This window comes from Flavobacterium piscis, assembly GCF_031457575.1.
In the GTDB taxonomy this organism is placed as follows: Bacteria; Bacteroidota; Bacteroidia; order Flavobacteriales; family Flavobacteriaceae; genus Flavobacterium; species Flavobacterium piscis_A.
Window position 1 is genome coordinate 1 of record NZ_JAVDWQ010000017.1, and the last position, 12,793, is coordinate 12,793.

At 31.7% G+C, this 12,793-nt stretch carries 9 protein-coding genes; 3 read left to right on the forward strand and 6 right to left on the reverse strand.

Annotated elements, in window-relative coordinates:
• Positions 1-504 precede the first annotated feature (504 nt).
• Positions 505-1,905 (reverse strand): tRNA uridine-5-carboxymethylaminomethyl(34) synthesis GTPase MnmE, encoded by a 1,401-nt coding sequence (gene mnmE, locus J2W48_RS18905; RefSeq protein ID WP_310283347.1) that lies wholly within the window; start codon positions 1,903-1,905, stop codon positions 505-507.
• Between the two features lie 377 nt (positions 1,906-2,282).
• Between mnmE and J2W48_RS18910 the strand changes: the two genes are divergently transcribed.
• Positions 2,283-3,116: a universal stress protein gene (locus J2W48_RS18910; protein ID WP_310283348.1), complete on the forward strand. Its 834-nt coding sequence runs from the start codon at positions 2,283-2,285 to the stop codon at positions 3,114-3,116.
• Positions 3,117-3,181: 65 nt separating this feature from the next.
• The gene (locus J2W48_RS18915; protein WP_310283349.1) at positions 3,182-4,954 is read left to right on the forward strand and encodes a MutS-related protein; all 1,773 of its coding nucleotides are present in this window, start codon (positions 3,182-3,184) and stop codon (positions 4,952-4,954) included.
• Positions 4,955-5,000: 46 nt separating this feature from the next.
• Here J2W48_RS18915 and J2W48_RS18920 read toward each other — a convergent pair whose 3' ends face one another.
• From J2W48_RS18920 to J2W48_RS18935, 4 genes are all read right to left on the reverse strand, one after another.
• On the reverse strand, positions 5,001-5,750 hold the full coding sequence (locus tag J2W48_RS18920; protein WP_310283350.1) for a 4-hydroxy-tetrahydrodipicolinate reductase: 750 nt from the start codon (positions 5,748-5,750) through the stop codon (positions 5,001-5,003).
• Between the two features lie 306 nt (positions 5,751-6,056).
• Positions 6,057-6,482 carry an HIT family protein gene (locus J2W48_RS18925; RefSeq protein ID WP_310283351.1) on the reverse strand — a complete coding sequence of 142 codons (426 nt, stop codon included), beginning with the start codon at positions 6,480-6,482 and terminating at the stop codon, positions 6,057-6,059.
• An 835-nt stretch (positions 6,483-7,317) separates the two neighbouring features.
• A complete protein-coding gene (locus tag J2W48_RS18930; RefSeq protein ID WP_310283352.1) occupies positions 7,318-8,043 on the reverse strand; it encodes a hypothetical protein in 726 nt (241 codons plus the stop codon).
• Between the two features lie 162 nt (positions 8,044-8,205).
• Positions 8,206-10,635 (reverse strand): TonB-dependent siderophore receptor, encoded by a 2,430-nt coding sequence (locus tag J2W48_RS18935; protein WP_310283353.1) that lies wholly within the window; start codon positions 10,633-10,635, stop codon positions 8,206-8,208.
• Between the two features lie 220 nt (positions 10,636-10,855).
• Between J2W48_RS18935 and J2W48_RS18940 the strand changes: the two genes are divergently transcribed.
• Positions 10,856-12,019 carry an MFS transporter gene (locus tag J2W48_RS18940; protein WP_310283354.1) on the forward strand — a complete coding sequence of 388 codons (1,164 nt, stop codon included), beginning with the start codon at positions 10,856-10,858 and terminating at the stop codon, positions 12,017-12,019.
• A 75-nt stretch (positions 12,020-12,094) separates the two neighbouring features.
• Here J2W48_RS18940 and J2W48_RS18945 read toward each other — a convergent pair whose 3' ends face one another.
• Positions 12,095-12,571, reverse strand: coding sequence for a DUF6265 family protein (locus J2W48_RS18945; protein WP_310283355.1), 477 nt, complete (start codon positions 12,569-12,571; stop codon positions 12,095-12,097).
• Positions 12,572-12,793 lie beyond the last annotated feature (222 nt).

The window sequence follows — 12,793 nt, forward strand, 5'->3', positions numbered from 1 at the left end:
AGAAAAAATAGTTTATAAATCGTTTAACAAAAATCAATTGCGGTTATCTTTCGAGTAACGCGATACCTCGAGGCTCTGCCTCGGGGTAATTCATTTACTCCAGTAAATATAACGCTTTCAATTCCAATAATTATGTTTATTGATTTATTTAAGTAGTTTCAAAAATTTGCTAATTTCTGTAAAAGAAATTAGCAAACCAGTATTTACAACAGCTCACAGGTTTAGATAAAAGCGTGGTACAATTTTGAACAAAATAAAACAAAATAAATGCAAAGAAAGATGCTATTCTGCCTACAAATTTGGTCATTTTTAAAGATATTAAGCAGATTTAAGAGGATTTAAGCGTCGTTATTTGCCCCCAAAATGACCCAAAACCTATTTTTTAGATTTGAGGTACAATTATGGTACAAATATGACAGAAATGGATAAAAAAATAGCTATTTTTAAAGTTTTATCTTACAATAAAGAGTAATTTTTGGATTAAAAAAGTAAGATTTTTCTTATTTATTTGCCAATACAGAAATTAGCAAAGATATTCCCTAACAATTCATCATTAGAAACCTGACCAGTAATAAGCCCAAATTGATATAAAGCTTCACGTATATCAAGCGCAATTAAATCACTTGAAAGATTAGTTTCTAAACCAAATTTTACTTTTTGTATTTCATCTAAAGCTTTTAATAAAGAGTCGTAATGCCTTGTATTGGTTACAATGGTTTCATTATTTCTTAATGCTCCTGTATTTACAAAAGAAAGTAACTGATTCTTTAATTCTTCGACACCAATGTTTTCTTTTGCACTCAAAAAAATTTGTTTCAAGTTTAAAGTTTCAAGTTGTTTTTGGATCGCTTGAAGCTCTTGGTCGCTTAGTTGGTCTATTTTATTACAGACAATTAAAATCTCTTTTAAAGGATATTTGTTTTTTATTTTTTCAATTTCAACGATGAAGGATTCACTTGAAACCTGAAACTTGAAACTATCCATCAAATAGATTACGAGTTGTGCTTGCTCTATTTTTTCAAAAGTTTTCTTAATTCCGATACTTTCTACTACATCTTTGGTTTCACGAATTCCAGCTGTATCAATAAATCGGAAACCAATTCCACCAATCACTAATTCATCTTCAATTGTATCACGAGTCGTTCCCGCAATGTCTGAAACAATAGCACGTTCTTCGTTTAATAAGGCATTTAGCAAAGTCGATTTTCCAACATTCGGTTCACCAACAATGGCAACCGGAATTCCGTTTTTAATCACATTTCCAACAGCAAAAGAATCGATCAGGCGTTTTAAGACAAATTCAATTCGGTTTAATAATTCATGAAATTGAGTTCTGTCAGCAAACTCTACGTCTTCTTCAGCAAAATCCAATTCTAATTCAATTAAGGATGCAAAATTCAAAAGTTCTTCTCTTAATTTTGCAATTTCATTACTAAAACCACCTCTCATTTGCTGCATGGCAATTTGGTGTGAGGCTTCATTATCAGATGAAATTAAATCGGCAACCGCTTCTGCCTGTGATAAATCCAGTTTTCCGTTCAGGAAAGCTCTTAAGGTAAATTCACCCGCATCAGCCATTCTGCAGCCTTTTCTCAATAATAACTGAATAATTTGTTGTTGAATGTAAGTTGATCCGTGGCATGAAATTTCTATAGTATTTTCACCGGTATAAGAGTTGGGGCCTTTAAAAACAGAAACGAGTACTTCATCAAGTGTTTTTGAATCATCGACAATATGACCCAAATGCAAGGTGTGTGTTTTTTGCCTCGTTAAGTCTTTGTTTTTGATGGATTTAAAAACCGAATTTCCGATAGCAATAGCTTCAGAACCGGAAATTCGAATGATGGCAATTGCTCCGGCTCCGGAGGGAGTGGCCAATGCAACTATAGAATCTTGATTTATCATACAGCAAAGGTATAAAAAAAGCCTTGAATCTGCGAGCCGAATGGATTTCTCAAAACAGACTTTCAAAAGAATTTTATTAGTCCCAGATATAGTTTAAAACGGTGTACTTTAGTGGATTTTGCTTTAGCTTCTAAAAAAATAGTTGCGACAAATTACACCGATTAATTAGTGCTAATTCGTGTAATTTGTGGCTAATAAATAGTGTTACAACCTTGCTGACTTTCTGTCTGCCAACCAAATCTACGGACTTCCAGTTCATAGGAGTGGTTTAGTTTACTTTAAGAAATAGTTAAGTGTTAAATAACTGATAATTATCAGGTTGTTTTGTTTGTAGAATGAGTAAATTTGAGAGAACAACCTATTTAATTCGAATCAAAATGAAAAAGATATTATTCCCAACTGATTTTTCTGAAGCCGCTACAAATGCATTTGTCCATGCTTTAGAATTTGCTAAAATTGTAAATGCAGAACTTATTTTGCTTCATACTTTTGAAATTCCCGTTTATGACAGCCAATTTTTTCCTGAAAATTATGCAGCCATTTACAGCTCTATTGAATTAGCTAAATTTGAAATGTTTAAAGATGAAATTCCAAAATTGCGAACTATCGCAGCGGAACGAAAACTAGATGACATTGTAATTAAACACCGCCTCATGGATGGTGATTTAATTTATAATTTAAAAAATGCGGTAGAAGAAGATAAAGTTGATTTTGTGATTATGGGTACGAACGGCGTTTCTGACTGGACTACTTTTTTTGTAGGTTCTAATACCAGTTCTGTAATTTCAGGAGTAGATGTTCCTGTTTTATGTGTGCCAATTAATGCCAAATTTAAAAAAATAAAAACAATTGGATTTACAACCCGATACCGTGAAAAAGACAAAAAAGAACTCCGTAAAGTATTAGAAATAGCAAAAAAAACAAATGCGAAAGTTCGTAGTTTGTATGTAAAGACAAGCTATTCAGATGTGTCTTCAGAAACTATTAAAGAATGGGAAAGGGATTTTGCTAACGATAATGTCGAATTTTCAGTATTGCCAAGTGACGAAGTAAAAGAAACCATACTTGATTTTATACTTTATAAAGACATTGATATTTTGACCACTATTACACACAAAAGATCCTTTCTTGAAGATATTTTTGATTCTAGTTTCAGTACTAAAATAACGAAAGAAGTCTCAGTTCCGGTTTTAGTAATGCATGACAACTAAAATTCGCATGAAATAGTAAACTTGGAAGTGTAAAACTTATATTTGTATTTCATTAAATTTAAAGAATGGAAGCATATAAAAGCAAAGTAGAACACTATACCAAAGTTTTTCAAAAAATCAATAAAAGATACAATAGCATTAGTATTTTACGTCTCTTAAGTGCTTTTCTCTTTTTGTTTTTATTATTTAATTACATTAAAACAAATGAAATAGGATTCTTAGCTTCTGCTTTCTTATCTTTTGTTGGTTTTATTTTTTTAATGAGGATTCATTCCCGTTTGTCTTTTAAAAAACAACTTACTTCTGCACTTTTAAAAATTAATGAAAATGAAATTTCTTTTCTAAAAAGAGAAAAATTCCCTTTTGGGAATGGAATAGAATTTAATGATTTTCATCACCCTTATGCGTATGATTTAGATATTTTCGGAGATTATTCCTTATTCCAAAATCTAAACAGAACAGCTACTTTTATCGGTAAAAAAACACTCGCCAATCAATTATTGACATTGAATACGAATGAAAGCATTATTGAAAATCAGCAGGCTATAAACGAACTAAAATATAAAATAGACTGGCGACAGGAATTTCTGGCATTGGCTACTGTCAGTTATGACACTAAGGATTCTTATACAACGTTAATGTATTGGAATTCATGTAAAAATGATACTTTACCTAAAGTTATTGTGGCATTGTCATATATACTTCCTACCTTGTTTATTGGATTTTTAACAGCTTACTTTATTACTTCAAAAACTATTTTACTTAACTATTTAACGTATGTTTTTATAGCTAATTTGATTGTTTTAGGCAGGACTTTAAAACGCATTCAGGCTGAAATAGCAAAAGCAGATAATATAGATAAGATAATAAAGCAATATAGTTTATTGGTGCAAAAAATTGAAACTGAAACTTTTCAATCTAAAAAATTAATTGATTTACAAAAGCAGTTATTATTTAAAAATGCTAAAGCAAGTATTCACCTGAAACAGTTGTCCGAATTGTTTTCAAGGATGGATACGATTGGCAATCTTGTAACTGCATTTTTATTTAATGGCACATTTTTATTTAATATTCATGTATTAAAAGCACTTTTGAAATGGAAAGAAGATTATTCCTCAGAGCTTGAAAGGTGGATTGGAGTTATTGGTGAATTGGAAACTTTAAATAGTCTGGCAAATTTAGCTTACAATAATCCTGATTTTGTTTTTCCTGAAATTAATTCAGAATTTAAAATTGACTTTAAAAATTTAAGCCATCCTTTGTTGAATCCGGAAACCAGAGTAGGGAATGACACTCATTTTTATCCGGAATCTTTCATGATATTAACGGGATCAAACATGTCAGGGAAAAGTACTTTTTTAAGAAGCCTTGGAATTAATATGGTTTTGGGAGGAATGGGCTCTGTAGTTTGTGCCTCAAAAGCGACAATGCACCCTTTGCCTGTTTTGGTGTCAATGCGTCTGTCTGATTCTTTATCGGATAGTGAATCTTATTTTTTTGCTGAAATAAAGCGATTGAAACAAATTATGGATGCTCTTGAAGAAAAACCCGCTTTTGTTTTGTTAGATGAAATTTTGCGGGGAACCAATTCTGATGATAAAAGAAACGGAACAATTGAAGTAGTGAAAAAAATTATAGCTAAAAACGCAATTGGCGCCATAGCAACACACGATATCGAGGTTTGTTTAACAACAAATGAATATCCTGAAATTCTGACGAACCAATGTTTTGAAGTTGAAATTAAAAATAATGATTTACATTTTGATTATAAACTTCGTAACGGAATTTGTAAAAATAAGAGCGCTACTTTTTTAATGCAGAAAATGGGAGTTATATAAATAATCCCCATTTTAATTTAGTCCTATAAATTTTAGTGCTTTTTTATTATGTTGTAAAATAAGGGGATAAGAGGTCTTCAAAATTATAGAATCCCTTTTCTTTATCTTTTAAGTTTTCAGCAACAAATATAACTCCATTACCAAAAGCTTCCCTTGAAATGGATTCATGTATCAGTCTTACTGTTTGATACGGAAATCCAAAAATAACTTCGTGCTTGCCTACAATACCACCGGCTCTGACAGAATTGATGTTGTCTTTTTCAACATCTAATGCTTCGGCAATTTTTATGGCTGTCCCAGATGTGCCTTCCTTCATTTTAAAATGCTCTTCGTTAATTTCAATATCAACCCAAGGGGCTATTTTTTTTAAAAGTTTGGCAGCAAATAGTAAATAATTTACACCTAAAGTAATATTAGGAGACCAAAATACAGTAGTTTGATTTGCTAATTTCTTTAGTAATTTTAGTTCTTTTTCTTTGTAATGTGATATCGCAGAAATGATTTTAATTTTATTTTTGGCAGCTGTTTCACCATAGGTATAAATTCCCTGACTGGACGAAAAATCAATAATTACATCTACAGGATGTTTATCTAACAAATCATCTATATTTGTTTTAGAACTAGAGTAGATAAGACCAGGTTCTTCTGAAGCAATTCCAAAAAATTCAGGTACAGATCTTTGTTCTAAAACTGTACTTTGTCTTAAAACCCATTCTAAACTAAAACCTTTATTTTCAAGTAGTGTAGAAGCTACTGATTTACCTGTCTTTCCAAATCCGATTAATCCTATTTTCATATTACTTTTTTTAATGATTATTAACTCGTTACCGGAACTGAAATTTAGTATTATATATCAAATTCAAAATTTAAGCACTAATTTCAAGTAAATAAATATTGACTTAACGTAAATATAGAATAAATGAAGTAGAATTACTAATTCTAAAAGTTATAAATACGATTGAAACTTTTGTCTTAATTAAGAGTAATATTGTAAAAATAGATTTCTATATAAGTTTATAAAAACAAAAAACTTTTTCTGCTTTTCAAAAAGGAAAGAGGCAGAAAAAGTTTTTTTGAAGATATAAAAAAACAATTTGGTTTTTTATAAGTTTGCTTTTATGCTTTCTATAGTAGCTTCATATTCTGTATCAGATAAATAAGCTTTTTGAGGATTCATTTCAAAAACACTTCCAAATCCGTATCCACCTTCATATTTTGGAACAATGTGCATGTGTAAATGAGATAGTGTGTCACTAAACGCACCGTAATTAATTTTGGTTGGATGGAATGCTTTTGTTATAGCTTTACCAACAGTAGCAACATCCTCCATAAATAAATTACGTTGTTCCTCACTTAATTCATAAAGTTCAACAGCATGATTGTTGTAAACTACATTGCAGCGTCCTGTATAGGATTGCTCTTTAAACAGAAAAAGTTGAGATACTTTTAAATCTCCAATTTTTATCATTAATTGTTGTAAAGTGTCATTGTTTTGACAATAAAGACATTCTGAAACTGGACTAGGCATATTTTAATTAATAAGATTTTTAATAATTGAAAGTTCTGTTGGCAAAAATACTTTTTATTTTAAAAAGAAATACTTTTTCTGCTTTTCAAAAAGGAAAGAGGCAGAAAAAGTTTTTTTTAATTGTAGGTAATCGAATGTAAATAAATTATAACTTATACCGCAAGCTCACCATTAGCTAACGTGGCGCTATTGGATTAACACTATAATTTTCATGAATGCATAATTCAACTCATCTGTAATGTTTGATGTTTTACCTAAAATTGATATTTTTTCCAGGTCTATCCAGCCGATATATCAACCGTAGTGTAACCTTTTAAAGGAATTTCTCTATCCCATATTAGAATCATATTAACTGTTCCATCCGCCAATTCTATCTCCAATATAATTACCGATTGCTTCAGTAGAGATACCTTTTAATATAAAGTGCAGAAGAAACTTAAATTAGCAGTATTTGAGCTTCGTATTGATCAATAATAGAAGGTTTTATAGGCTGCAAATCTACAGTTGTACTGTATTTGGAGTGAAAGAGTTAGAGTAATTTCCAAATAAAAAACATCTTTTGTCCGGAACTTAATCCAGCTGAAAAAATGTGGGGAAAATACAAAAGAGAGTTTTCTAATAAGTTTTATAATTTATTAGAAGATGTTGAAGATTTTATTTTTAATATAGTAAAAAAGAGGCAATGAGTATCTGTGGGTATGTCTATGTGTTTTTAGATAAAATTGAACTTTGAAATAATTGTATTTGGTATTATTTTGAAGCAAAAAAAAGCCTTGTACTACTAGAACAAGGCTTAAAATGATAAATATAAAATGCTGTCAGAAATAACGGAGAACTACTTTACAGCAATTAAATAAGTTCCCATTTTCCATATTTCGTCATATTTTTTTCCGTTGTGTTCTCCTGAAGTTTTTTCAGTATGAGCAAATTCAACCATATAATTTCCAGACCAGATTGGTGTAAAAGATATTTCTCCTTTATCGTTTGTCCATAATTCTTTTTCCCAGCCATTAGGTGCAATAACTTTTACTTTTTGCTCTTTTGCAGCTGCACCTTCATATAATGCAAATACATTTATTTTTACATCTTTTTTAGCTATATCTGCATTTTCACTAAACACTCCAATTACATTATTATTAGCAGTTGCATAGTTGCCGGTTTTTTTGTTTCCTACCACAACTGTAGCACTTGAGTTGTAATCTAAAACCATAGTCCCGTAAACATCTTTTACTTTATGGTGCATTACTACAGTATAAACCCCATCTTCATCCGGTGTGAAAAAAGCCTGATATTTATCTTCCAAAGCTTTTGTCGATAACTTAGTTTCTTTCTTTGAAGGAGAAATCAATACCAACGTAAAGTCTTTTAAATCTGAAAACCATTTTTCTGATTTGGTAATATCATTATCTGAAAATTCTCCAAAGTAAACAGAAATTTCCTGCGCTTTTCCTTTTGTGCCCGTAGCTTTGGTTTCAATCCAAAGGGCATGAGCAAATAATGATGGTGTTGCAACTAATAGTAAAAATACCAGTATTATTTTTTTTAATATATTTGATTTCATAGGTCCGATGTATTATAAGTTATAAATTAAATTTCTACAAACTTAAGTCTTATTTAGAATAATTAAAAATAATTTAAAGATTCTTTTTTAATTTACTGACTTCTAATGAATTGATTTTTGTTTCCTATTATTAGACCTAATTACTTCTGTCATGATTAGTTTTTAGAATTTGTAGCTAAAACTGGCCACAACATTTCTTGGCTTTTGGGGATTTACCGTTGACCATCCACCATTAAAATATTCTTTATTAGCGACGTTATTAATGTTTAGTGCTACTCTGAATTTGTTTGTACCATAAAAAGCAGAACCATTTATCACAGTGTAGGATGGTATTTCAAATTTTCCGGTTAACTCACTATTTAGGATTGCATTATTACTTGCATAATTTCCTCCAAATCCTAAACCAAACCCTTTAAGAGTTCCATAATCGAATTTGTATGTTGCCCAAAGGTTTACTAAATTTTCAGGTCCTGACCACATTGGTCTTTTTCCTTCTTCTAACCAAATATTATCTGTATCTCCTTTTTTTATTCTACTGTCATTATAGCTGTATCCTGCAATAATGCTTACACCTTTTGCAGGAGTTGCATTCAGATCAAATTCAAAACCTTTGCTTTGTACCTTACCACCCTGAACACTGTAATTAAGATTGCTTGTAACCAAATTGGCAACGTTGATATCATAATAACTTACAGTTGCATTTAATTTATCATTCAGTAAATTTGCTTTGATTCCAAATTCTAACTGATTGGCATGTTCCGGTTCAAATGTTTGAATTCCTGTTGAGTTACCATTAGAATCTCTTCCTTCGCCAGGAGAAATGTTTCTAAAGCCATTCATATAATTAGCAAATATGGCTAATTTGTCTTCTATGGGCTGATATAATAATCCAAATTTTGGAGATAATGCCGTTTGGTCATAATCATCTTCATTTGTTGTAACATCACCTTTAGTGTCAAAGTAATCTACACGTAAACTTGCCATTGCAAGTAATTGAGGTGTAATGTTGATTACATCCGAAGCATAAGTACTATAGGTGTTATCTCTTGAATTATAGTCACTATTTCCGGTAGCTGAAAGTAATTGGTCAACTGATGACCGGGTCAAATAATTTGGATTATTTTCGTCATATTGCCTAATTTCTCCCTGAGGCGTAACATTATAAACGCCTGTCCATCCTGTTCCTCCGTACATTACATCTTTTTGAAAATAGTCAAGACCTATTACAATTCGATTGCGCATATTTCCAATTTTGAAATCTCCAATAAAATTCTGCTGAATATCAATTGTTTTGGTTCTCGAATTCTCCTTGGTAATATAAATTGCAAAATCTCCCTGGTCATCTTCCTGATCATAAACATATGCGTAATAACCATTAGATTTTGTAGCTCCTTTTGATACTGCTGTTTGCGATGTCCATTGATCAGATATTTTATAATATATTTGACCCTGAAGATTGTATTTAGGGTTTTTTATGGATAATTCATCGCTGGTAAAGGAGAGATTCGTATTATAATTTAACTCTTTCATATTAGCGAATTGTAATGGCTTATCTCTTCCCAAAAATAACATTGGAGGCGTCGTTTTTTCTTCCTGCATAAATTCGGTGTTAATTAAGAAAGACAACTTATCATTTACTTTATAGGATAGGGAAGGAGCTATGAAATAAGACGTACGGAAACCTGCATCCTGAAAACTATTTTCTGTCTGAAAGGCTGAATTAATTCTTATGGAAACATTTTCAGATTCATCTAAAGAGGTATTCACATCTACAGTAGCGCGGTTAAGACCAAAACTTCCGGCAAGATAGGATACTTCTGCACCAAAACCCGAATATGGTTTTTTTGTTACCGTGTTAATAAGTCCACCATAACATATTAAACTGCTTCCAAATAAAGTTCCTGATGGGCCTTTTATAACTTCAACCCTTTCAATATTTGCAGGATCTAAACTACCGTTTGTTAATCCTGGTAATCCATTTACAATATTGGCCTGAGCTTCAAAACCACGTAAAGTATAATAAGATCCTCCATCGCCGCCACGACCAGTCGATTCCCATAATTTTTGAATACCCGGCACATTTTTTAAGGCGTCATCGAAATTGGTCACGGCTTGTTCTTTGAAAAGATCTGATGAAATTACATTATAAACCTGAGGGTTTTCTATATTTTTCAGTGGCATTTTGGAAACATAGGCACTTTGTTTCGGGAAATTTTTTGCCTTGTTATTGGTAATGATTACTTCCTTCAGTTCTTTATCAGACACCTTTAGTCGTACATTTAGTGTACTGGTTTTGCCATCTGAAACAATTACTTCCTGTTCTGTAGTTTCATAACCGGTTAATGAAATTTGCAATGTGTAGGTATTGGCTTTTACATGATTAAATTCAAAACTCCCCACTTCATCAGTAATTGTGGTGTATTTTGAGTTTTTTAGAATCACATTTACTGCCGTTGCCATTTCGCCATCTGAAGTGGTTATAATTCCTTTTATTTTTCCAGAATTTTGTTGGGCAAGAACATTAATAGTTGACGTTAGAAATAAACAAATTGTAAAAATAAAAACGAGAAATCGTTGATTAGAATAGTTCATGGTTTAGTCAGTAAATATGGTTATTTGGAGTGGTTAAAAATTATGTAAATGTAAAAATTTACTTTAAAGAAAGCCCTTAAATGAATTCAATTTGTTTTTCTTTTCAATAAATTGATGCAATTGGTAATCCCTTTTAAGTTTTTATTAAAGTGCAGGTTTCGTTTAATTTGGTTTTTAAAAACCTTAATTTTGCAAACCAATTCAAATTGTAACTGCTTAAATGATTATTCCCTTCTTAAAAAAAATACAGAATACACCTAAAGGATTTAGAGTAGCAAATACTGTATTTTTTTTCGTTTCAGGTTTTGGATATTCTTCCTGGGCGTCCAGAATTCCGGATATCAAAACACAATTGAATTTAACCGAAGCTCAATTCGGGGCAGTCTTATTTGCTTTCCCAATTGGATTAATGTTTACCATGCCGGTTACAGGAAAATTATTAAATAAATACAGCAGTAGATTTTGTATGGTTTTGGGAGCTGTTATGTTTAATATTATGCTGGCATTACCCGGTTTTTCTGCTTTTGTATGGCAGTTGATTATTATACTTTTGATGTTTGGTGCATCAAGAAATATTTTTAATTTATCGATTAATGCCCAGTCGCTTGAAGTTCAGAAGTTGTATCCAAAATCAATCATGACCCGATTTCATGCCGTGTGGAGTCTGGCAGGATTTGCCGGGGCAGGTTTAGGATATGTAATGGTAACGCAACATATAGCGCCGTCTTATCATTTACTTGGAATAAGTGTGGCCATGATGGCGGTTACGGCTTGTTTTTATCCAATGGCGATACTTACCGAACCTATACCGCAGGAGAAAAAGAAATTCCTGACATTACCCGATAAAAACATGGTTAAGTTTGCCATGATTTGTTTTGTTTCTATGGCCTGTGAAAACACAATGTACGACTGGAGCGGAATTTACTTTCAAAATATATTGCACGCTTCGCCAAAATTAACCACAGCAGCATTTGTGTTTTTTATGACAGCCGTAACTTTAGGACGCTTTTTAGGGGATTATGCCGTAATGAAATTTGGAGTTAAACAAATCCTTTTTTACAGCGGAATTTTAATTACTATTGGATTTTTTGTTTGTTTTATACTGCCGTATGTGTATCCAACTATTTTTGGTTATGTTTTAATTGGAGTAGGCGTTTCCTGTGTTGTTCCCTTGGTTTTCAGCATAGCCGGAAGATCGACAAAATTAAGCAATGGCACAGCTTTGACTTCTATTTCGACTATTGGTTATCTGGGTTTTTTGTTGGTTCCGCCAATGGTGGGGTTTATCTCAGAATTTCTAAGTATGAAATGGGCCTTTTTGGTCATGTCACTATTAGGAATACTTATGATTATGATGGTGAATAAGATTGGGGCGGAGGAGTAGGTTTATTATTTTTATTTTTAGAAAGAAATATTAATGCAAAGAAATTATTAGCAACAACAAAAAATTTCAGGATACCTATTTCTTAACCAAAATAAACCTCTCCGTAGTCAATTTTCCTTGCAGTTTTCCTGAAATCTCAGCTGTCAAAGTATTATTAGCACCTTTTGTATACGTGATTTTTTGGGGATAATCGTGTTGTGGATTTTCGAAAATCAACTTGTTTTCGGTTTCACTGGTCGAAGGAAAATCTACAGGCTTGTCATTATTTTGACCTTTTACGGTTGCTTTGTAAGTTAATGTTTCTCCTTTTTGTGCCAGAATAATACTTTCAAAATGCAAAGTATCTTTTCCTTTTATAAAGTAGGAGGTTGCACTAAATGTACTGTCATTTAGTTTTTGCCAGTTTTCTGTCAGAACACCATCTGGTGAAGTGTTTTGCCAGTTTCCGATAAGCCAGTCGGCTGCTTTTATTTTATCTTTTTCAGCAGTTTCTTTTTTCTGACAAGAGACAGCTATTAAAATAAGTGCTAAAAGAGTAATTTTCTGAAACATATTCTATATGTATTTGATGTTAAATGGAAGTACTAAAGTATGAAAAAAAAGTTTGCCACGAATTGCACAAATTTACACGAATTAATTACTGAATTTGAAATACGAAAAACTTACCACCGATCAAAGGATTAAAATGATTTAGATAGCTACTTTACAGTTTTAGATTAACAAATAAATTAGCGAAAATTTGTGAATTGCTTCGCTTATTCGCTATCGCTCGGC